Origin of the sequence: Allostreptomyces psammosilenae (assembly GCF_013407765.1) — a bacterium.
Lineage (GTDB): Bacteria > Actinomycetota > Actinomycetes > Streptomycetales > Streptomycetaceae > Allostreptomyces > Allostreptomyces psammosilenae.
Map to the genome: position 1 here is coordinate 3,162,313 of NZ_JACBZD010000001.1, position 21,485 is coordinate 3,183,797.

General features: G+C 75.3%; 14 protein-coding genes and 1 tRNA gene. 10 read left to right on the top strand and 5 right to left on the bottom strand.

Translation table 11 applies throughout. From position 1 onward, the window contains the following. Positions 1–19: 19 nt before the first annotated feature. Positions 20–1,171, bottom strand: coding sequence for a glycoside hydrolase family 18 protein (locus tag FHU37_RS12930; protein ID WP_312892585.1), 1,152 nt, complete (start codon positions 1,169–1,171; stop codon positions 20–22). Between the two features lie 265 nt (positions 1,172–1,436). On the opposite strand from FHU37_RS12930, the gene FHU37_RS12935 reads away from it, so the two are divergent. After that, positions 1,437–1,955, top strand: coding sequence for an excalibur calcium-binding domain-containing protein (locus FHU37_RS12935; RefSeq protein WP_179814332.1), 519 nt, complete (start codon positions 1,437–1,439; stop codon positions 1,953–1,955). A 116-nt stretch (positions 1,956–2,071) separates the two neighbouring features. Here FHU37_RS12935 and FHU37_RS12940 read toward each other — a convergent pair whose 3' ends face one another. Next, positions 2,072–3,499, bottom strand: a complete 1,428-nt coding sequence (locus FHU37_RS12940; protein ID WP_246449847.1) for an NAD(P)/FAD-dependent oxidoreductase — start codon at positions 3,497–3,499, stop codon at positions 2,072–2,074. Positions 3,500–3,737: 238 nt separating this feature from the next. On the opposite strand from FHU37_RS12940, the gene FHU37_RS12945 reads away from it, so the two are divergent. Continuing rightward, positions 3,738–4,145 (top strand): VOC family protein, encoded by a 408-nt coding sequence (locus FHU37_RS12945; RefSeq protein WP_179814334.1) that lies wholly within the window; start codon positions 3,738–3,740, stop codon positions 4,143–4,145. Here FHU37_RS12945 and FHU37_RS12950 read toward each other — a convergent pair. Both FHU37_RS12950 and FHU37_RS12955 read right to left on the bottom strand, forming a co-directional pair. Then, positions 4,079–4,876, bottom strand: a complete 798-nt coding sequence (locus FHU37_RS12950; protein ID WP_179814335.1) for a helix-turn-helix transcriptional regulator — start codon at positions 4,874–4,876, stop codon at positions 4,079–4,081. The two genes, FHU37_RS12945 and FHU37_RS12950, sit on opposite strands and share 67 nt — an antisense overlap. Before the next feature lie 840 nt (positions 4,877–5,716). Beyond that, positions 5,717–6,829 (bottom strand): type IV toxin-antitoxin system AbiEi family antitoxin domain-containing protein, encoded by a 1,113-nt coding sequence (locus FHU37_RS12955; protein WP_179814336.1) that lies wholly within the window; start codon positions 6,827–6,829, stop codon positions 5,717–5,719. Between the two features lie 331 nt (positions 6,830–7,160). Here FHU37_RS12955 and topA point away from each other — a divergent pair, with 331 nt between their 5' ends. The 4 genes from topA to FHU37_RS12975 all read left to right on the top strand — a co-directional run bounded on the left by topA (position 7,161) and on the right by FHU37_RS12975 (position 17,314). Next, positions 7,161–10,091 carry a type I DNA topoisomerase gene (gene topA, locus FHU37_RS12960; RefSeq protein WP_179814337.1) on the top strand — a complete coding sequence of 977 codons (2,931 nt, stop codon included), beginning with the start codon at positions 7,161–7,163 and terminating at the stop codon, positions 10,089–10,091. Between the two features lie 307 nt (positions 10,092–10,398). Continuing rightward, positions 10,399–14,274 carry a dTMP kinase gene (gene tmk, locus FHU37_RS28990; protein ID WP_179814338.1) on the top strand — a complete coding sequence of 1,292 codons (3,876 nt, stop codon included), beginning with the start codon at positions 10,399–10,401 and terminating at the stop codon, positions 14,272–14,274. A gap of 233 nt (positions 14,275–14,507) precedes the next feature. Continuing rightward, positions 14,508–15,809 (top strand): DNA polymerase III subunit delta', encoded by a 1,302-nt coding sequence (locus tag FHU37_RS12970; RefSeq protein ID WP_179814339.1) that lies wholly within the window; start codon positions 14,508–14,510, stop codon positions 15,807–15,809. A 281-nt stretch (positions 15,810–16,090) separates the two neighbouring features. After that, positions 16,091–17,314, top strand: a complete 1,224-nt coding sequence (locus FHU37_RS12975) for a hypothetical protein (RefSeq protein ID WP_179814340.1) — start codon at positions 16,091–16,093, stop codon at positions 17,312–17,314. A gap of 39 nt (positions 17,315–17,353) precedes the next feature. Here the strand turns inward: FHU37_RS12975 and FHU37_RS12980 are convergent, their stop codons facing one another. Then, positions 17,354–17,623 carry a GlsB/YeaQ/YmgE family stress response membrane protein gene (locus tag FHU37_RS12980; RefSeq protein WP_179814341.1) on the bottom strand — a complete coding sequence of 90 codons (270 nt, stop codon included), beginning with the start codon at positions 17,621–17,623 and terminating at the stop codon, positions 17,354–17,356. 285 nt (positions 17,624–17,908) lie between these two features. On the opposite strand from FHU37_RS12980, the gene FHU37_RS12985 reads away from it, so the two are divergent. The 4 genes from FHU37_RS12985 to FHU37_RS13000 all read left to right on the top strand — a co-directional run bounded on the left by FHU37_RS12985 (position 17,909) and on the right by FHU37_RS13000 (position 21,426). After that, entirely contained in the window at positions 17,909–19,516 is a 1,608-nt protein-coding gene (locus FHU37_RS12985) for an alpha/beta hydrolase (RefSeq protein ID WP_246449850.1), read from the top strand. A gap of 106 nt (positions 19,517–19,622) precedes the next feature. Further along, a tRNA-Thr gene (locus FHU37_RS12990) sits at positions 19,623–19,696 on the top strand. A 286-nt stretch (positions 19,697–19,982) separates the two neighbouring features. Beyond that, the gene (locus tag FHU37_RS12995) at positions 19,983–20,501 is read left to right on the top strand and encodes a hypothetical protein (RefSeq protein WP_179814343.1); all 519 of its coding nucleotides are present in this window, start codon (positions 19,983–19,985) and stop codon (positions 20,499–20,501) included. 82 nt (positions 20,502–20,583) lie between these two features. After that, entirely contained in the window at positions 20,584–21,426 is an 843-nt protein-coding gene (locus FHU37_RS13000) for a DUF4097 family beta strand repeat-containing protein (RefSeq protein ID WP_179814344.1), read from the top strand. Positions 21,427–21,485: the final 59 nt, after the last annotated feature.

The following is a 21,485-nucleotide window of genomic DNA, read 5'->3' on the forward strand; positions in this document are numbered from 1 at the left end:
CCCGGAGCCCGCCCCGGTCCTACCGGGGCGGCTCCACCCAGCCCTCCCGGTAGGACCGCCAGTCCTGCTCCGTTGCCGCGAAGTCCACGTACAGCGCCACCCCGAACCGTTCCCGCTCCACGTCCCGGCGCCCCAGCTCCAGCCGCACCCCGCGGATCGCCGCCGCCACCGTCTCCGCCGACTCCCGGTGACCCAGCGTGTTGTCGTGGTAGGCGGGCAGCCCCATGAGCAGATCCACCTCCGGCGGGGTCACCTCCAGGGCCAGCCGGGTCTGCTGCGCCACATACCCGCCGTACAGACCCTGCGTCACCATCGCCGTGTCGTAGGACATCACCGCCACCTGGTCGGCACGGCGCGCCGTCTGCGCGAAGTACTCCTGCGACCACCACTTCGGGTGGTCGAAGAGCGCCTTGGCGACCGTGTGCAGCCCCGGCAACGGATCGATCTGCGGAACGGCCACCGAGAAGACGCGGCCCTGCTCCCGGGTCAGCGCCCAGGTGGCATCCATCAGCTCCAGCCAGGACACGCCGCCGGAATGGAGCGGTTCGAGGTCGTAGTGCACCCCGTCGAACCCCACCCGCAGCACCTGCCGCGCCGCGCCCAGCACGTTCTCCCGGGAGCGGGGGGCGTCCAGGTCGAGGCCACCGGGGTACTCGGTGGCCAGGTGCTGCCCCAGCCAACTCTGCACCCGCACCCCGGGAAGCGCCTCCCGCACGGCGGCGATCAGCCACTCGGCGCGCGGATAGCGGTCGGATCGCAGCGTGCCGTCGTTCTCCAGGGGACCGGTGTGCACGTAGAGGTCCCTGATGCCGGTGGTGGACAGGGGGCGGAGGAAGGAGGCCACGTCCGCGTCCGTCCTACGGCCGTCCACCCAGGCGTGGCCGAGCCACACGGCGTCCCGCCCACGGGTACGGGCGCGTAGATCCGGCGTCCCGCTGTACCCCGCGCGCAGGGCGCCGGCCGCCGCCGTCGGCGGCAGCAGCAGTCCGCCGCCCACCCCCGCCGACCAGGCCAGGGCCCGACGGCGGGTGAACACCCGGCGCCGCGGCCCGGCCGCCTCCCGCTCGGGGGAGACGGTGGCCGGGCCGCCGTCGTCCTCCCGCGCCGCCGGGCCCGGTGCCACGCCGTCCACCTCGGAGGTCACCACGGCGTCCCGATCTTCCGTTCCCACGGCGTTCCGCCCCCTGTTCACCGGGTGTCCAGAGCTGTTTTCGGCCATGATTCTCGTGAGCTGGATGCGCGCCGACGGGCGACCGAGACACCCTCCGCCCGTCCGCACGAGGACGGAGCGACACCGGCGCACGGTTCCACCGGGCCGTGGGCGACCATGCCGTCGGAGACCGCTGCTCTCCCCCCACCTCTCGTGAGGGAGACGCTCCGGTCACGAGGTGATGAACCGCCCGCGCACCCGCCGCGGCGCCGTCGAAGATGCGAACATGTCATCCCACCCGCCCCAGTGGGGCGTTCCCGCCTCTCCACCGGCCGCGTCCGCCACCCGCCTCTCCTGGCACCGCCGTCGACGCTTCCTGCTGCCGATCGGCGTGTTCCTGGGCTTCGTCTTCGGCGCCGCCGGAGCGTCGGGGAGTGAGCAGAGCCAGGACCCCGAAGCTGCGTCGGCGCAGCCGACCGTGGTGCCGAGCGCCAGCCCGTCCGCACCGGCACCCGAGGCCGCCCCGACGGTGACCGCGACCGCGACGGTCACCGCGACCGCCACCGCGACGGTGACCGCCACCCAGACCGTGGAGGTCACCACCACCGTGACCGCGCCGGCCGTCGACACTCCGGTGCCGCCGGTCGAGGAGGAAGGCGACGGCGGGGGAGAGGGCGGCGGCGCCGTCTACTACCAGAACTGCACCGAGGCGCGCGCCGCCGGCGCCGCCCCGGTGGAGGTGGGCGACCCGGGGTACGGCTCGCACCTCGACCGCGACGGCGACGGCGTCGGCTGCGAGAGCTGATCGGCGCCGGCACCCGCCATCAACCCGCGGCGGCCCACGCCCGCGACGACCGCCCCGAGAGGCGTGGCCGACGTGGGCCGCCGGGGCGGTCGGGCGGGGCGGGGGCGACCGGCGGGTCAGCCGGCGGGCTCGACCACCAGGGGAGGAGTGGACGACGCCGGCCGGTACGGCAGGAAGACCGTGCGCAGCGCCACGGCCGGGGAGAACAGGCGAGTCGGTGGCGCGGTGAGGTAGGCGACGTCGCGGAAGGCCGCGCCCACCACCCGATCCACCGCCGCGTGTGCCACCAGCCGGGTCAGGTACCAGCCCTGGAACCGCTCGGCGAGCCCACGCCGGGTGGCCGGCCGTCCCCCGCCCGACCCGGCCATGGCGATGTACGGCTGGTCCGCCCCCGTCGCGGTGATCCAGGCCGACTCGGCGGCCTGCGCGATCGCCCCGCGCGCGGCCGCCGCCACCCCCGGCGCCAGCCCGCCCGCCTCGGCGAGCACCCGGCGCAGCGCCACGGCGCCCAGGCAGGCGACCGACATGCCCTGCCCGTAGACCGGGTTGAAGGTGCACGCGGCGTCGCCGATCGCCACGAAGCCCTCCGCCCACGAGGGCTCCATGCGGTCGTACCGCCGCCGCCGGTTCGCGGTGTTCTGGAAACCGTGGATCGGTGACAGCGGCTCCGCGTCCCGCATCACCTCATGCAGGAAGGAGTCCGGCAGCCGGGTCGTGAACTCCAGGAACGACTCCTCCGCGGTGTCCGGATGGTGGCCGTGCGTCCCGTACACCGTCAGCAGCCACTGGTCGTCCTCCACCGGAATGATGCCGCCGCCCCGCGGACAGTCCGGCTGCGGCTGGATGTAGAGGCCGACGTTCGGGTCCTCCAAGGGAGGCTTCGGCATCCGGAACGCACGGGTGGCGTAGGCGATCCCGGAGTCGGACTCCTCCTCCGGCGCGGACGTGATCCCCAGCGCGCGCAGCCACTCCGGGGCACGCGACCCCCGCCCGGTGGCGTCCACCACCAGCTCCGCCGGCAGCTCGCGCTCCCCGCGCTCGCCGTCCCGCGAGCGCACCCGCACCCCGGTCACCCGGCGCGCGTCGCCGACCAGCGACACCGCGTCCGTGGCCTGCAGCACCTCGATCCGCGGATCGGCGAGGATCCTGGCCCGGACCACGTGGTCCAGGAGCGGGCGGGTGCAGCACAGCATGCTGTGCCGCTCGTGGTGGTAGCGCCGCTGCCATCCGACCTGCGTGTGCACCAGCAGGTCACGGGGGAGGGCCAGCCGCTTGGCGCCGGCCGCCGCCAGCTCCCCGAGCGCACCGGGCAGCAGCGACTCCAGGGCCTCCTGGCCGCCCGTGAGGAAGATGTGGGTGTGGCGGGACTGCGGGACACCCTTGCGGTAGGCGGGGCCGTCGGGATAGCGGTCCCGCTCCACGACGGTCACCGACCCGGCGTGGTCCGCCAGGACCCGGGCCGCCAGCAGACCGGCCAGCCCGCCGCCGATCACCACGGCCCGCGACGCGGAGCCGCCCGGATACACGACCTGGTCATCCGCCAACGCCTGCTCCTCTCCCCATCGGTCGAGCCCGTCCCGCCCCCGGGAGGGAAACAGACGGGGCGTCAACCACGAACCGTCCCAGCATGGCACGTCCCTTTCCGGGCGCCCCGTCGATGTCGATACGCACGCCGATGTGGCAGCGGCCTGCGCACGCGCGTGCGGCTTCGGCCGCGGATTCGGAGCGGGCGCGTCCCATTCGTCCAAGACCGGCGGGCGGCCGCTGGCTAGCGTCGCCCCCATGAACGTGAAACCGCGCTTCAGCGTCGTGGGCCTGGTCGTGGCGGACATGGGCGCCACCCTCGCCTTCTACCGCCGGCTCGGCCTGGACATCCCGCCGGACGCCGCCAAGCAACCGCACGTGGAGGCGGCGCTGCCCGGCGGCCTGCGGATCGCCTGGGACACCGAGGAGACCATCCGCTCCTTCGACCCCGACTGGGTTGCGCCGCCGCACGGGCGCTCCCGCTTCGGCCTCGCCTTCGACTGCGAAACGCCGGCCGGCGTGGACGAGACGTACGCGGAACTGGTCGAGGCCGGATACACCGGGCACCTGGCGCCGTGGGACGCCTTCTGGGGCCAGCGCTACGCCGTCGTCCTCGACCCGGACGGCAACGGGGTCGACCTCTTCGCGGCGCTGCCTGCGGGGTGAGTGGGGCGCCTGGGGCGCTCGGGGCCTCTGGGGCCTCTGGGGCACAGCGAGCTGAGCGGGACACCGGTGAGGTCCTTGACGTCCCGCGCCAGATGGGGCTGGTCCGCGTATCCCGCTGTGGCCGCCACGGTGGCGAGCGGCATGCCGGAGCGGGCCAGCCGGAGGGCGCGGTCGAGCCGGAGAACCCGGGCGAGGGTTTTCGGGCCGTAACCGAAGGCGTCGAGGCAGCGCCGATGCAGTTGGCGCCGGCTGAGGCCGACCGCTGCCGCGGCGCGCTCCACGGTGCCGCCCTCCCGCAGGCGGGCGGCGACGAGCCGGGTGGCGGGATCGGGCCCGCCGTGGTCGGCGAGGCGCGACAGCGCGATGGCCTCCAGGAGCGAGCCGCGCGCTGAGGGCTCCGCCGCGGAGACCCGGGCGGCCAGGAGGCGGACTCGGTCGCCGGGCCAGAGGCGGTCCAGCGGAACGCGCAGATCACGCAGCTCCGCGGCGGGGACTCCGAGGACCGCCGGGCCGGTGCCCGGGGCGAATCGCAGGCCGACGAAGGCCGAGCCGGGGAGGTTCGCGATCAGGTGGGCGTGGGTGTCCGGGCCGGCCACCAACAACACGCCGTCGTTCCAGATGAGGTCGAGGCAGCCGTCCGGCGTCACGCGGGTCTGGGAGCCGGCCGAACGCGCCGTGTCACTCCACAGCATGCTGCCGTCACCGAGCCTCGATGCCCTTTCCTGGTACATGCCTCCAGAGTGGCAGCCCAGTCCCCCCTTGCTTTTCCTGCCCTGCTTTTCCTGCCGCCACCTGAGCCCCTTCTTTCCCACTGCTCCCCCTGCTCCCTCTTCTTTTCCCTCGGGCCCCCACCCCCCCACCCCCCCACCCCCCCACCCCCCACCCTCCCCTTCCTCGCCTCCCGGGCCCCACCCCCGCCCCGCGCTCACCCCCTCCCACCTTGCCCGGCCCGTTCCCCTCGGCCCTCGGCCCCCGCCCCTCCCGGTCCCGCCCCGCGCCCAGCCCTCATCCCCGCGGGGCGCCAGGACCTCTCGCTGTGTTCCCCGGATGGCCTGTGGCCAGGCGGAAACCCGGGCTCGGCCGGCCGTTCGTCCGCATTCGCATCCCTTGCCCGCCCACCTTGGGCTGGCTAGCTGGGATTGTCGGCCGCTCCCGTCCGCCTCCGCCTCCCCCTGCCCTGCGCCCCGCCTTCTGGGCCCCGCCCTCGCCCTCCCCTGCCCTCCCGCGACCCGTCTGCGGCCCCGCCCTCGTCCCGCCTTCCCAGTCCCTGCGCGCGCCCTACCTGCTGGGCCCCGCCCTCTCCCTGCCTCCTCAACCCGGGCCTTGACCCTTTGCCCTGCCCTGCCTCGGCCGCCTGCTCCCGCTCGCCCTGAGCCCTTCACCGCCGCCGCGCTGCCCTGCCGCCCATCCCCCGCGCGCGCCCTTCGTCCCCTACCCTCCGTTGCCCGTTGCCCGTTGCCCGTTGCCCCTTGCCCGCTGCCCGTTGCCCCTTGCCCGCTGCCCCTCGCCCAGCCCTGCCTGCGCTCCTTCCTGCTCCACCCGCCGTCTCACTCACCGGGCAGCCCTCCGGGTCAGAACTCCTCTCCGGGGCATCCCATGTGGTGGGCGTCCGTCCTGTACTCCCACGGCCGAGCCAACGCCTGGCGCACCATCTCCCCGATGTACTCCGGGTGACGGGTGTCCGCCCAGGTGAACCGCAGCAGGATCAGGCCGGGCAGGGCCGTCAGCAGGGCGTTCTGCCGCAGCCGGTCCTGGTGCAGCGCGCCCGGGTCGGAGTGGACGGTGTCGCCGTCCGCCTCCACGGCCACCCCTCGGCTGGGCCAGCCGAGGTCGGTGATGCCCAGCAGCCGGCCCGTCGTGGGATGACGCATCGGCCACTGCACGGTCTCCGGTGGCGCCCCCGCGTCCGTGCAGATGAGTCGAATGCGTGTCTCCAGTGGCGACTGGGCCCGGCCGTCCACGAGGTCCAGCCAACCGAGACCTGGCGGAGGACGTCCCTGGTGGGTGCCGTCTCCGGTCGGTGGGTGCCGCTGGCGCAGCCGGCGGCCCACCTCGCCGAGGCGCTCCGGGGCCAGGAGCCCGCGGTGCACCGCGCAGTCCAGGACCGAGACGGCGTGTTCTCGGTCGAGAACGGTGAGGAGGTCGGCGGCAGTCCGCTCCGGCGTGGTCAGGTGGACCCCGCCCTCGGTGAGGCGGTCCTCCGGTGCGATCGTTGTCGGGCGGATCGCGATCTCCGGCGTGGGCGGAGGGTGTGCCGGAGGCCCTCCGGGCAGGGCCAGGGTGATCCGGCCGTCCCAAGGGGGGAGGCCCTGCAGGCCGTGGAGCCGCGCCGCCGTCTCACCGATCGCCACCGCCTCGCGGCCGTACAGCAGTTGCGCGGCGCGCACCAGGGTGCGTGGTGGCGGACCCGGCACGGTGGCCGGTGGCCGGCCGCTGGTGGGCCTCCGCGCCGCGCCCGGTGGTGCGCCCGGTAGGACGAGGTAGGCGCCGGGCAGCACGCGTTGCCAGGCTCCGTCTGCGAGCAGCCGTCGGACGTCCGGCGCGGTGAGGCCCAGCGTGTGGGCCTGGCCTGCGGTGAGCAGTCCGCCCTGGGTGGCGGCCAGGCGGGTGAGCGCGGCCTGCCACGGCGTGTCGGGGTTCGGGTGGTCGTCGTGGTGTCGGTGAGTGAGGGAGCGTGTGTCCATGTCCTCACTCTCGGTGGAGAGGGCCGGGGGAGGGAAGTCCCTTCTTCAGCCTGTGGATAACTCTCGCTCCGGGGCCGCCTGCCTGTGGATAACTTCGCCCGACCCGCCACCGAGGGGCGGGCGGTGCGATGATTTCCGTGTGTGCGGCGTTCGGCGCCGGTACACCGGGGGAGGCGGGAACGGTGCGCCGTGGCGGCGGCCGGGCGGCGGCGGGTGGCCGGGTCGGGTTACCGTTCGAGTGGCATGGGTCGGATTTCCCGTTTGACAGGGGGGCCTGGACTACGGTCACACTCCGCCAAGCCGCAACTACGATCGGGAGAGAAGAGCGAACGTGTCGACCAGCAGGACCGCGAACGCCGGGCGGCGTCTCGTCATCGTCGAGTCGCCCGCCAAGGCGAAGACGATCAAGGGGTATCTCGGCCCCGGCTACGTGGTCGAGGCGAGCGTCGGTCACATCCGCGACCTCCCCAACGGAGCGGCGGAGGTGCCGGCCGCCTACAAGGGGCAGCCCTGGGCCCGTCTCGGCGTGAACGTCGACGCCGACTTTGAGCCCGTGTACGTGGTGAACTCCGACAAACGAGCGCAGGTCGCCAAGCTGAAGAGCCTGCTGGCCGACGCCGACGAGCTCTACCTCGCCACCGATGAGGACCGCGAGGGGGAGGCCATCGCCTGGCACCTCCAGCAGGTGCTCAAGCCCAAGGTGCCGGTGCGCCGCATGGTGTTCCACGAGATCACCAAGGACGCCATCCAGCAGGCCGTGGCCAACCCGCGCGACCTCAACCAGCGCCTGGTCGACGCCCAGGAGACCCGCCGGATCCTCGACCGCCTCTACGGCTACGAGGTCTCCCCGGTGCTGTGGAAGAAGGTCATGCCGCGGCTGTCCGCCGGCCGCGTGCAGTCGGTCGCCACCCGCCTGGTGGTGGAGCGCGAGCGCGAGCGGATCGCCTTCGTGCCCGCCCACTACTGGGACATCAGCGGCACCTTCGCGCAGGCCGCCCAGGCCGCGGCCCGCGCCGCGCAGGCGGCCTCCGGTGGCGACCCGGCCGATTTCACGGCCCGCCTGACCGCGCTGGACGGCCGCCGTGTCGCGACCGGTCGCGACTTCGGCTCCGACGGCGTGCTGCGTTCCGTCCGCGGCGGCGCCCCCGTGCTGCAGCTCGACGAGACCGGGGCGCGCGCGCTGGCCGAGGCCCTGCGGGTGGCGCCGTTCCAGGTGCGCTCGGTGGAGTCCAAGCCGTACAAGCGCAGCCCGTACGCGCCCTTCCGCACCACGACGCTGCAGCAGGAGGCGTCCCGCAAGCTCGGCTTCGGGGCCAAGCGCACCATGCAGGTGGCGCAGAAGCTGTACGAGAACGGCTTCATCACCTACATGCGCACGGACTCCACCACCCTGTCGGAGACGGCGGTGGCGGCGGCCCGCGCCCAGGTCACCCAGCTCTACGGCGCCGAGTACCTGCCCGACGCCCCGCGCACCTACGCCAGCAAGGTGAAGAACGCCCAGGAGGCGCACGAGGCGATCCGCCCGTCCGGGGACCGCTTCCGCACCCCGGCGGAGACCGGTCTGACCGGCGACGACTTCCGCCTCTACGAGCTGATCTGGAAGCGCACCGTCGCCTCCCAGATGAAGGACGCCGTGGGCCAGTCGGTCACCGTGAAGGTGAGCGGCACTGCGCAGGCCGGCGCGGTGGACGGCGCCGAGCTGCCCGGGCGCGAGGCGGAGTTCAGCGCCACCGGCAAGATCATCACCTTCCACGGCTTCATGAAGGCCTACGTCGAGGGCGCGGACGACCCGGACGCGGAGCTCGACGACCGCGAGCGCCGGCTGCCCCCGCTGGCCGAGGGCGACGCGCTCACCGCCGTCGAACTGCGCCCGGAGGGGCACTCCACCAAGCCGCCGGCCCGTTACACCGAGGCCAGCCTGGTCAAGGAGCTGGAGGAGCGGGAGATCGGCCGCCCCTCCACCTACGCGTCGATCATCGGCACCATCCTGGACCGCGGCTACGTCTTCAAGAAGGGCACCGCGCTGGTGCCGTCCTTCCTGGCCTTCGCCGTCGTGGGCCTGCTGGAGCAGCACTTCGGCCGGCTGGTCGACTACGACTTCACGGCCAAGATGGAGGACGACCTCGACCGGATCGCGCGCGGCGAGGCCGAGTCCGTGCCGTGGCTGCGGCGGTTCTACTTCGGCGAGACGGCGGAGCCCAGCGGCGATCTCGGCGAGGCGGCGCGGGCGGCGAGCACGGGCGGCGTCGACGGCGACCACCTCGGCGGCCTGAAGGACCTGGTCACCGACCTCGGGGCGATCGACGCCCGGGAGGTCAGCTCCTTCCCGGTGGGCGACGGCATCGTGCTGCGGGTCGGCCGGTACGGCCCCTACGTGGAGCGCGACGGCGTGCGCGCGGACGTGCCGGACGACCTGCCGCCGGACGAGCTGTCCGTGGAGCTCGCCGAGCAGTTCCTCGCCAAGCCGACGGGCGACCGCGAGCTGGGCACGGATCCCAACCCGCCGCACCACACCATCGTGGCGAAGGACGGCCGGTACGGCCCGTACGTCACCGAGGTGCTGCCCGAGGGCACCCCCAAGACCGGGAAGAACGCGGTCAAGCCGCGGACGGCCTCGCTGCTGAAGTCCATGTCGCTGGACACGGTCACGCTGGAGGACGCCCTGCGGCTGCTCAGCCTGCCGCGCGTGGTGGGCGTGGACCCGGCGTCCGGCGAGGAGATCACCGCGCAGAACGGCAAGTTCGGCCCGTACCTGAAGAAGGGCACGGACTCCCGCTCGCTGGAGTCCGAGGAGCAGATGTTCACCGTCACCCTGGAGGAGGCGCTGGCGCTGTACGCGCAGCCGAAGCAGCGCGGACGCCGGGCGGCGGCCCCGCCGCTGAAGGAGCTGGGCGAGGACCCGGTGAGCGGGCGGCCGGTGGTGGTCAAGGATGGCCGGTTCGGTCCTTATGTGACCGACGGCGAGACCAACGCGACGCTGCGCCAGGCCGACAGCGTGGAGGAGATCACCGCCGAGCGGGCGTACGAACTGCTCGCGGAGAAGCGCGCCAAGGCGCCGGCCAAGAAGACGACCAAGTCGGCCGCGAAGAAGACGACGACGGCGAAGAAGGCCACCAAGAAGGCCCCGGCGAAGAAGACCGCGGCGGCGAAGACGACGGCGGCGAAGACCACCGCCAAGAAAACGGCGGCGAAGAAGACGGCCACCGCGAAGACCGCCGCGCCGCGGAAGCCGGAGCCGGAGTCCGAGGAGGGCTCCGGGTGATCGGGTGGGGCTCGCGCCGTGGCGCGGGCCCCACCCGGCGCTTCGGGGGATGGGCGGGGAGGGCTCGATCGGTGAGGGGGTTCGCCGACGCGTCCGGGCGAGGAGGCGGAGGGGGCGGGATGCGCGGAGCGGGGAAGGGAACACGGGGGAAGGGAACACGGGAACACGGGGACGCGGACGGGCAGGCGAAGGGCCGAACGTGATGCGTCCGCGGTCGAATGGCGGTGATTCGACGATGTTCCGGGGAAGCTTTCGTGAACGTATCGGCTACGGATCGGACGCTTTCTCGACTCGTTAGGCTGGCGGAATGACACGTGCCCAGCAGCCCGAGCCGGACGGCTCGGTGGCTCCCGAGGCCACGACGTCGGCCGCGGGGAGCGTCGAGCGGCCGTCCGACCCCATCCGCCAGGCCCGTGACATGTCAGCTCGCCAGGCCGAAGACCGGGCGAGATCGAGCCAGAACCAGGAGGGCGTCAGCAGCGTGGGACAGGACCACGAGCCCGTGGACCGCACCGATCGCGCCGACCGCACCGACCCGGGGGAGCACGGCGACCCTGGCGGGCGCGCTGACAGCGCCGGCGGAGGCGACCAGGGCGATCGCGGCGCGCGGGCCCACCAGCGGGAGGCGGCGGGGGAGGGCGGCGCCGTGCGCGCGGTCGCTCCCGTCCTGCCGCAGGGCCCCTTCGACGCCGCCCGGGTACGCCGCAGCCTGCTGGAGCACGCCCCCTACCGGGGCCTGTGGATCCTCCGCGCACTCGGCGGCCTGGGGGACTCCCTCGGGCTGCTGGCCGTGGTCGCGCTGACCGTCGAGGCGGCCCTGGCCGGCGCGCCGGACCAGCCCGCCCGGATGGCCGCGCTGGCCCTCGCCGGTGCCCTCGGCGCCCGGCTGCTCGCCGTCTGGCTGCTCGGTGCCGTGCTGCTGGACCAGGTCACGGTGGCGGTGGTGCGGCGGCTGGACCGCCGCTGGACCATGATCGGCTGTGACGCCTTCGCGGCGGTGCTGCTCGTTCTCGCCCCCCTGTGGGTGCTGTGGTACGAGGGGGCCGCCGTCGGCTGGCTGCTCGGCACCTCCTTCGCCATGGGGATCGCCGAGCGCCTCGGCAGCGCCGCGCGCGCCACCTGCGTGCCGGCCGTGCTGCCCTCGCCGGCGCACCAGGACGCCTCCGCGGACCTGGACCGGACGACCCAGCAGGTGGCGTTCACCGCCGGGGCGGGTGCCCTGGTGGCCGTCACCCTGGTCGGGAACCTCGTCGGCGCGGGCGTGGACTGGGTGCACCGGCACCAGTTGGCGCTGCCCTCCTTTGCCGCCGCGGCCCTGCTGGTCGCCACCGCCGTGCTGACCTACCTCCGGCACGTGCCGGAACGCTCGGCCGCCACCGGCCGCCCGCGCAGCGTGCTGCACGGTCTGCGCCGCCCCCGCCCCCGTGGCAGGGACGGCGCCGCGAGCGGCACGGCCGCGGCCGGTACCGCCGCGACCACCCCCCAGGGCGCGGGCACCCCGCAGGGCGTGGGCACGTCCGTCGCCGGCACCTCCGTCGCCGGCACCTCCGTCGCCGGCACGTCCGCCGCCGGTCCGGCCGGAACGGGTTCGGTCGGCACGGAGACCCGGGGCGCCGGCTCGCGCGGTCGCACCGGGCACGCCCGGGCCTTCACCGCCGCCGCGACCGTGGCCGGAGGCGTGGTGGCGGTCTCCGCGGCGCTCGCCGTGCTGCGCGCCGCCGAGCTGGGCGCCGGGCCGGTCGGCTACGGGCTGCTGGTCCTCACCGTGCTCGCCGGCACCTGGCTCGGCCACCTCCGCGCCCCCCGGCTGCTGCCGGGCCTGAGCCGCCGCCGTCTCGCCGTGCTGGCGCTCGGCGCCGCCGGCGTGGCGCTGGCGTTCGCCGGGGCCGTGCAGAACATGGTGCTCGTCCTGTTCTTCACGGCGCTGGTCGGCATGGCGGCCGGCACCGCCGCCGCCGTCGCCCGCGCCCTGCTGGTGCAGGAGTACGAGCAGGACCGGGACCGGGACACCGCCGAGCGGCTGCTCGCGATCACCCGCTGCGGCTCGGCGATCCTCGTCGTCGCCGTGCCGCTGGTGGCCGCGGCCTTCAGCCCGGGCGAGCTGGGCGGCGGCGCCTTCCGGCTGACCTACGGCAACGCGGGCCTGGTGATGTTCTTCGCCGGCCTGCTGGTGGTGGCCTGCGCGCTGCTCGTCCTCCACCGCATCGACGACCGGGCGGGCACCTCGATGGCCCGCGACGTGCTGCGTGCCGCCCAGGGCGGGGCGGCCCCACGCCGGGCCACCGCCTCCACCGGCTACTTCATCGTCTTCGAGGGCGGCGACGGCGCCGGCAAGTCCACGCAGGTCCGCGCCATCGCGCAGTGGATCCGGGACAAGGGCCACGAGGTGGTCGTCACCCGTGAGCCGGGCGGCACCGAGATCGGCAAGCGGCTCCGGGCCATGCTGCTGGACGTCGACACCGGTGAGGTCTCCCCGCGCGCCGAGGCCCTCCTCTACGCGGCCGACCGCGCCCACCACGTCGAGACGGTCATCCGGCCCGCCCTGGAGCGCGGCGCCGTGGTGATCTCCGACCGCTACGTCGACTCCTCCGTCGCCTACCAGGGCGCGGGCCGCGAACTGACGCCGTCCGACGTCGCGCACATCTCGCAGTGGGCCACCGGCGGGCTGGTGCCGAACCTGACGGTGCTGCTCGACATCGACCCCGCGCTCGCCCAGGATCGTTTCACCGACGCCCCGGACCGGCTGGAGGCCGAGTCCGTCGAGTTCCACGAGCGGGTGCGCAACGGCTTCCTCACCCTGGCCGCCACCGATCCGGCCCGCTACCTCGTCCTCGACGCCGCCCGCGACGCGGAGGCGGTGACCACCGAGGTGCGCCACCGGCTGGACCGCGAGCTGCCGCTCTCCGAGAAGGAGAAGGAGGCGCGGGCCGAGCAGGAGCGCCGGGCGCGCGAGGAGGCCGAGCGGCGCGCCGCCGAGGAGGCCGCCCGGGAGAAGGAGCGTCAGGAGCTCCTCGCCCGGCTGCGCGCCGAGGAGGCCGAGCGGGAGCGCGCCCGCAAGGAGGAGGAGCGCCGCCGCGAGGAGGAACGCAAGGCGGAGGAGGCCCGCCGCCGGGCCGAGGAGGCGCGCCGACGGGCCGAGGCGGAGGCGCGTCGGCGGGCCGAAGAAGAGGAACGGCGCAAGCTGGAGGAGGCCCGCCGGGCCGAGGAGGCGCGCCGTCGCGCGGAGGAGGAGCGCCGCCGCGAGGAGGAACGCCGCCGGGCGGAGGAGGCCCTGCGCCGGGCCGAGGAAGCCCGTCTCGCCGAGGAGGCGCGGCTGGCGGAGGAAGCCCGCCTGGCGGAGGAGGCCCGTCTCGCCGAGGAGGCGCGGCTGGCGGAGGAGGCCCGTCTGGCGGAGGAACGCCGCCAGGCCGAACTGGCCCGTGCGGCCGAACGGGCCCGCCTGGCCGAGGAGGCCCGCCGCGGTGAGGAGGAGCGGCTGGCGGAGGAGGCCCGGCGCCGTGCCCAGGAGGCCCTGCGTCAGGCGGAGGAGGAGCGCCGGCAGCGCGAGCGGAACGACGCCCCTCCCCGGGACGACGCCTCCGGCTCGGGCGGCGAGCCGGACACCGAGCTGACCAAGGAGCTCCCCACGGTGCCCCGGCCCGGAGCCTCCGGGACTCCGGCAGGCACCGGCACGCCCACGCCCACCCCCGCGAGCCCTCCCGCCCCCGCGACGCCGCGGGAGGGCGGCACCGCCGCCCGGCCCCGCACGCCGATCCGTCCCCCCGAGCGCGTCCAGCCCGAGGCGGAGACCTGGGAGATGCCCGCGATTCGGGACGCCTCCGGCTCCCCGACGGCCTCGGGCCGCCCGGGGCGCCGCGCGACGGAGCCGGACGTCACCCGCGAACTGCCCCGGGTGGGGCAGGGGCAGGGGCAGGGACCGGCGGCGCCGGGACGCGAGCCGCGGGACGAGGCAGAGACCCAGGTGCTGCCGCCGATCGTCCCCGGCCCCCCGCTCGTCCCAGGCCCCCAGGAGCCGGCCCCCGGGCCGGTGTGGAACGTGCAGGACCCGGACCACGAGGACGAGGGGCCCAGCCTGCTGGACGACCTGCTCGGTCCCCGTCCCGGCCCCCAGGACGCCGCGCCGCGGGACGCCGACGGGGACAGGGGCCGGCGTCGGCGCTGGGGACGCCGGCGGGACGGCTGACCGGACGGGCGCCGCACGCCCGCAGGGGCGTCGGGCGCCCGTCCCACCCGCGCACGGCGCCCTGGAACGGCGCCCCCGAACGGCGCCCGTGACGCCGGGGCGCGGCTGGGCCCCGTCGGGCCCCGACGGGCCGCCGCGCCGGGCTGTCCGCGGCATGCGGCACCCTGGAGACGGAGGGGGCGGCCGTCCAGAGGTGTGGCCGGCCTGCCGAGAGAGGAACGAGTGACCGTCGGATGAGCGTCTGGGACGACCTGATCGGCCAGGAGCGGCTGGTCGAGCAGCTGCGCGCGGCCGCCGCCTCGGCGCGGACCGTGGTCGCCGGCGGTGCACACCCCGCGGCGCCGGTCGCCGGTGCCGCGCAGGCGGAGGAGGCGGGGCGGTCGGCGGAGGCGGCCGGGGCCGTACCCGGCGGGGGCGGCGCGCCCGACGCGGAGGCCGGCCGCGGCTCGATGACGCACGCCTGGCTGTTCACCGGACCGCCCGGTTCCGGCCGGGCCACCGCCGCGCGCGCGTTCGCCGCCGCCCTGCAGTGCACCTCCACCGCCCCGGAGAGCGACGTCCATCCCGGGTGCGGGCACTGCGACGGCTGCACCACCACGCTGGTCGGCACCCACGCGGACGTCGAGGAGCTCCGCACCCAGGTGCTCTCGATCGGCGTGGACGAGATCCGCGCCCTGGTGCGCCGCGCCTCCATGTCGCCGGCCGGCGGCCGGTGGCAGGTGGTGCTGGTGGAGGACGCCGACCGGCTCACCGAGGGCGCCGCCAACGCCCTGCTCAAGGCCGTCGAGGAGCCGGCGCCGCGCACCGTGTGGCTGCTGTGCGCGCCCTCCCTGCAGGACGTCCTGCCGACGATCCGCTCCCGCTGCCGGCACGTGGTGCTGCGGACGCCGTCCGTCGAGGCGGTGGCCGACGTCCTGGTGCGCCGGGACGGCGTCGACCCGGCGATGGCCGCGTTCGCCGCGCGCGCCGCGCAGGGGCACATCGGGCGGGCGCGTCGCCTGGCCACCGACGAGGGGGCGCGCATCCGCCGCGCCGACACCCTGCGGCTGCCCTCGCAGCTGGAGGACGTCGGCCTGGCGCTGGCGGCCGCCCAGCGGCTGGTGGACGCCGCCGCGGCGGACGCCAAGGAGACCGTGGAGGAGCTCGACGCCCGGGAGACGGAGGAGCTGCGCGCCGCGCTGGGCGCGGCCTCCGGTGCCGGTGGCCGCCTGCCCCCCGGAACCGCCGGGGTGATGAAGGAGCTGGAGGCCAAGCAGAAGAAGCGGGCCACCCGCACCCAGCGGGACACCCTGGACCGCGCCCTGGTGGACCTCGCCGGCTTCTACCGGGACGTCCTGGCCACCCAGCTGGGGGCGTCCGTCGAGCGGGTGAACGCCGAGCTGGCGGCGGACATCGAGCGGATCGCGCGGACCTCCACCCCGGAGGCCACGCTGCGGCGGATCGACGCGGTGCTGGCCTGCCGGCAGGCGATCGACCGGAACGCCGCGCCGCTGCTCGCGGTCGAGGCCATGGCGATGGCGCTGCGCACCGGCTGACGGCCGGCTCCCGGCGCGCCCGCCCTCCGGCGCGCCCCGCCCGGGCCCGGTGCTCGACGACCGCGCCCGGCCCGTCGCCCGACGCCGCCCGGAGGTCGCCTGGACGCCGCCGCGGCGGGCCGTTCCCCCGACCGGGTGATCCGGGGTCCCGCCTTCGGGTGATCCATGGCCGCCGCGCGGGTTCCGCCGGCCGGGTCGGCGCCCCGGCGGCGCTCCGAGACGGCACCCTCGGTCTGGTTGGAGCCGATCCGTCGGGCGGGAGCGTCGAGGGGGTGGGTGTGGTGGGTGCGGCGGTCCTGCTGGTGCTGGCGTTGCTCTCGGTGGTGTCCGTGCCCCTCCTGCTGCGGGTCACCGTGCGTCGCCTCGGTGAGCAGCGGGCCGGGCGGGCGTACGAGCTGGAGACCGACTACCGCTCGGCCACCCGCAGCGGCATCGGCACGCTGGCGGCGGTGGTCTGTGCGGCCGGGCTGCTGCCCGCCGCGGTCGGCGGCCTGACCGGCGGGTCGCCCGGCGACTTGACCGCCGGCTCGGACGGTGGGCGGGCGGAGGCCGCGCTCGCCGGGAGCGGGCCGTCGCCGGTCTGGGGCCCGTACTCGGACGGGGCGGCGGCCAGCGGTGACGCGGCGCCGTCGGCGCAGGCCTTCGAGGACCTCGGGGAGGTGGGGGAGGGCCGGTTGTACTCCTCCGTCCGGCCGGACGGCAGCCGGGTGCACGTCTGGCTGCCGCCGCAGTACCTGGCGGCGGGGGAGCGGCGCGCGTTCCCGGTGCTGGTGGTGCGTGCCCCTGAGGGTGGTGGCGCCGGCGGCGCCGCCGACGGGTCGGATCCGGGGGCGGTGGTCGCCGCCGAGTACGGGCGCGCTTCGCTGGCGGAGGTCCGGGAGGGCGGCGCCGACCCGTTCGTCATCGCCGTCGTGGACCATCCCGGCGAGGGGCCGGCGTGTGCCGCCCTGGACCACGCGGGGTTGCGGGCGGCGCTGGGCGCGCACTTCCGGGTCCTCGGGCAGCGCACCGCCTGGGCGATCGCCGGGGCGGGGGCGCAGGCGGCGTGTGCCGTGCGGGACGCCGTCGACCACGTCTCCGCCTACCGCGCCGCCGTGGGGATGAACGGCAGCTACCCGGCCGTCCGCACGGCCGACGACGGGGCGCCCGGTGACGCGGCGGCCGGCGGCGCGGCGGCCGGTGACGCGGCGGCCGGCGCGCCGGGCGACCCGCGGGACCGGCCGCTGCGGATCCTGCTGGCGTGGCCGGTGCACGACGACGCCGCCGCCCGATCGGCTCGGGCGGCGGCGGGTGACCTGCGGGGGGTCGCCGGGGTCCGCCTGTTCACCTCGTCGGCGCCGGCGCCGGCGCCGGAGACGGTCCCCACCGCGGAGACGCTCCCCGCGCCGGCGGAGTCCCCGCCGGAGGCCGGGCCTCCGGCGGGGGACCGGTCGGCCCTCCTCCAGCACGCCTTCGCCTACCTCACCGAGCACCTCGACGAGCCCGCGGAGGTGCCCGGTGGGTGAGCGGGGCCCGGCGGCCGGCGGGTTGCCGACCCGGCGGGCTCAGTGGTGCGTCCGTCGACCGGTGGCCATGCGGTAGATGATGAGCAGGATCACGGAGCCGACGATCGCGGCCAACCAGGTGCTGACGTCCCAGAACTCGTCGATGGCGTCGGCGCCGAACAGCGCGTTGCCCAGGAACCCACCGAGCAGGGCGCCGAGGATGCCGAGCAGCGTGGTGACGATGATGCCTCCGGGGTCCCGGCCCGGCATCAGGGCCTTCGCGAGGAGACCGGCGACCAGGCCGAGGAGTATCCAGCCGAGAATGCCCATGTCACAACCTCCGTGATTCCGTCCGGAATATCCCCGAGTGGAGGTATGGGGGGATATTCAGATAGTTCATCAGCTCTTGACATAGTTCCGCCTGCCCTGTCCTGGCCGGAACTAACATCCGACCGCCACGGCTACGGATACGCTCGGCGTCAGGACGGTGCGGGGCGGACCGGGCGGGGGTTCCCCGGCGTTCCCCCTCGGCTCTCCGACGAGGCCCGCCGCACCGCTGTCGTCCAGCGCCGTCGTCCCAGCGCGCCACTGATCGCCCGCCCGGAAGGCACGACCTTGACCCGCCGCACCAGCCCCCTGCACCGAGCCGCAGCCCTGTGTGTCGCCACCGCGGCGACCGGACTGCTGCTGACCGGCTGCTCCAGCCAGAGCGAACCCGCGGCGAGCGACCGCGACGCCTCCCCGGTGGCCTCGCCGGACGCCTCCCCGGGCTCGGACGCCTCCTCGCCCTCCCCCGCGGCCCCGCCCCCGGCGGAACTGCGGGAGTTCTACGAGCAGCAGGTGGACTGGAAGCCGTGCGACGAGGCGGACCAGGGCGGCGAGACCTTCGAGTGCGCCACGGTGCGCGTCCCCCTGGACTACGACGAACCGGCCGCCGACTCCATCGAACTCGCCCTGCTGCGCAGCCGGGCGACCGGCGACCGCCTCGGCTCGCTGCTGGTCAACCCGGGCGGCCCGGGCGCGTCGGCGATCGAGTACGCGCGGTACGCGGCCACCGGCTACCCGGAGGAGATCACCAGCCGCTACGACATCGTGGGCGTCGACCCCCGCGGCGTCGGCCAGTCCACGCCGGTGACCTGCCTGTCCGACGCCGAGATGGACGAGTGGGCCGCCGTCGACCTCACCCCGGACGACGACACCGAGACCCGCGCCCTGCAGGAGAGCAACAGCGAGTTCGCCGCGGCCTGCGAGGCGAACTCCGGCGAGCTCCTGCCGCACGTCGGCACCGCAGACGCCGCCCGCGACATGGACGTGGTGCGGGCGCTGCTTGGCGAGGAGCGCCTCACCTACGTGGGCGCCTCCTACGGCACCTTCCTCGGCGCCACCTACGCCGAACTCTTCCCCCAGCGGGTGGGCCGCTTCGTCCTCGACGGCGCCGTCGACCCGGCCCTGACCTCCCTGGAGGCGTCCCTCGGTCAGACCGCGGGCTTCGAGACGGCCTTCGACGCCTTCGCCGAGGACTGCGCCGCCCGTGGCGAGGAGTGCCCGCTCGGTACCTCCCCGGAGGAGATCGAGACCACCCTGGACGACTTCCTGGCCGGCGTCGACGCCTCCCCGCTGCCCACCGGCGAGGAACGCGACCTCACCGAGTCGCTGGCCACCGTGGGCGTCATCGCCGCCATGTACAACGAGGCCGACTGGGAGATCCTGCGCGCCGCGCTCACCCAGGCCATCGACGACGGCGACGGCTCCATCCTGCTGCGCCTGGCCGACCTCTACTACGGCCGGGACAGCGGCGGCGAGTACGACAACTCGATGGCCGCCAACTCCGCCGTCAACTGCGTGGACCAGCCCTCCGCCGCCGAGGCCCCCGAGGACGTCCGGCAGACCCTCCCCCGCTTCGAGGAGGAGTCCGTGGTCTTCGGCCCGTCCCTCGCCTGGATGACCCTGACCTGCGCGGACTGGCCCGCCGAGCCGGTCGGCAGCTCCGGCGCGCTCACCGCCGAGGGCGCCGCCCCGATCCTCGTCGTCGGCACCACCCGCGACCCCGCCACCCCCTACGCCTGGGCCGAGGCACTCGCCGACCAGCTCTCCTCCGGCCGTCTGCTCACCTACGACGGCGACGGCCACACCGCGTACGCCCGCGGCGACGCCTGCGTCGACGACGCCATCGACGCCTACCTGCTGGACGGCACCCTCCCCCCGGAGGGCACCGTCTGCTGACCCACTCCGCCCCGCCCCCGCGCCCCACTCCCCAACGAGGGTGAGATCCACCCCGGGTCTTGTGTAGACTTGGCCCGCCCGATGTGGTCACCGACCACCCGGGCATGCCGCCTTAGCTCAGTCGGCCAGAGCGACGCACTCGTAATGCGTAGGTCAAGGGTTCGATTCCCTTAGGCGGCTCCCCAGAAAGGCCCAGGTCACCCCGGTGACCTGGGCCTTTTGCTTGTGGGGCCGGTCCGCCCCTTTCGTGATGCCGGGGGTGGCGCCACGTGGCGTCAGGTGGTGCCGGATGGCGTCGCTTGGTGCCATCGCGTGGCTTCAAGGGGGTTCGGTCGGCCGTGGGGGCGCGATGGCGTCGGCTGGTCTGCTGGACTTTCTGCAGGTCGAGAGGGTTTTGGTGGCGTCCGGGCGGCGTTGGCGCCATCTGGGCTTGCATGTGGCGCCATGGTGGTGCCATGATTGCGTCATGGACCTCACTCCGTATGTCGACGCCCTCCGCCGCGAACTCGCGGTGGCTGCCGAAGCCGGCGGGGAGGACGCCCGCGAGCTGGCCGAGCGGCTCACCGCTCCTCTGGAGTCGGCGACCCGTCTGACCATGCTCAATGTCCTCTCCGCCGCGATGGACGAGATCACCCGCGAGCTCGCCCCCGGCTCGGTCGACGTACGGCTGCGCGGGCTGGACCCCGACTTCGTGGTGACGCCGCCGCCCGCCGACGGCGGCGCGCCCGTGGAGCCGGCCGCGCCCGTCGAGCCGTTCAGGGCCGCGGCCCCGGCGGAGGGGGACGAGGGCGGCATCGCCCGCGTCAACCTGCGTCTGCCGGCACACCTCAAGGCGCGCGCCGAGGAGGCCGCGAGTCGCGACGGCCTGTCGGTCAACGCGTGGCTGGTGCGGGCCGTGTCGGCCGCGGTCGAGGGCGGCACCCGGCCGCGTACCACGGAGAAGACGCAGACCCACGGACAGGGCTTCACCGGCTGGGTGCGCTAGCCGCGCCGGCGCCCGCACCACTTCACCCAGACCACGTCCCACCAGCGGGGACGCTCCAAGGACTCACGAGGACGGGACAGCCATGCCTTCTTTCGACACTCCCGCACCGATCTCGGTCACCGCGCACGTGGAGGCCGGTTCCATCCAGTTCACGGCGGGCGAGCGCCTCGACACCGTCGTGGAGGTGCGACCCCGCAACCCGAAGCGGGACCTGGACGTGCGGACGGCCGACCAGACGGAGGTCAGCTACGCCAACGGCCGGCTCAACGTCAGGACGCCCAAGGCCAACCTGTTCGGCCGCACCGGGGTCGTGGACGTGGCGGTCGAACTGCCCGCGGGCTCGCGTGTCGACACGACCGGCGCCTGGACCCAGGTACTCGGCGAGGGGCGGTTCGGCGAGGTCCGCGTGAAGACCTCCTCCGGTGACGTCCGCCTCGACACCACCGGCCCGCTGTGGCTGAGCGCGTCGCACGGCTCGATAACCGTGGACCGCGTCGAGGGCGCGGCGGAGATCACCACCAGCTCCGGCAGCCTGCGCGCCGGCCTCCTCGACGGCCCCGCCGTGCTGAAGAACTCGCACGGCACCACCACCGTGGACGCCGTGACCGGGGAACTGCGGGTGCGCGGCGCCAACGGCGACATCGAGATCCGCCGCGCCGAGGACTCGGTCACCGCCGCCACCGCCCACGGCACCCTGCGGGTGGGCGAGGTGGCCCGCGGCACCGTCCAGTTGGAGACCTCCTACGGCGCCATCGAGGTCGGCGTCCGCGCGGGCACCGCCGCCTGGCTCGACGTCCACGCGGGCTCCGGGCAGGTGCGCAACGCCCTCACCGCGTCCGAGACCCCGGAGGCGACCGAGGAGACCGTCAAGATCCGCGCCCGCACCCGCCACGGCAACATCGACGTCCTCCGCGCCAAGGGCTGACCCGGCGACAGGCCGGCCGCACCTCGCTGACCCCCCTGCCACCTCGGGCTCCAGCCACC

Excerpts from the sequence above, each read along its gene's own strand:
- FHU37_RS12970 (WP_179814339.1), top strand. The coding sequence starts at position 14,508 with ATGAGCGTCTGGGACGACCTGATCGGCCAGGAGCGGCTGGTCGAGCAG.
- tmk (WP_179814338.1), top strand. The coding sequence starts at position 10,399 with ATGACACGTGCCCAGCAGCCCGAGCCGGACGGCTCGGTGGCTCCCGAG.
- FHU37_RS12935 (WP_179814332.1), top strand. The coding sequence starts at position 1,437 with ATGTCATCCCACCCGCCCCAGTGGGGCGTTCCCGCCTCTCCACCGGCC.
- FHU37_RS12995 (WP_179814343.1), top strand. The coding sequence starts at position 19,983 with ATGGACCTCACTCCGTATGTCGACGCCCTCCGCCGCGAACTCGCGGTG.
- FHU37_RS13000 (WP_179814344.1), top strand. The coding sequence starts at position 20,584 with ATGCCTTCTTTCGACACTCCCGCACCGATCTCGGTCACCGCGCACGTG.
- FHU37_RS12950 (WP_179814335.1), bottom strand. The coding sequence starts at position 4,876 with ATGTACCAGGAAAGGGCATCGAGGCTCGGTGACGGCAGCATGCTGTGG.
- FHU37_RS12955 (WP_179814336.1), bottom strand. The coding sequence starts at position 6,829 with ATGGACACACGCTCCCTCACTCACCGACACCACGACGACCACCCGAAC.
- FHU37_RS12945 (WP_179814334.1), top strand. The coding sequence starts at position 3,738 with ATGAACGTGAAACCGCGCTTCAGCGTCGTGGGCCTGGTCGTGGCGGAC.
- FHU37_RS12980 (WP_179814341.1), bottom strand. The coding sequence starts at position 17,623 with ATGGGCATTCTCGGCTGGATACTCCTCGGCCTGGTCGCCGGTCTCCTC.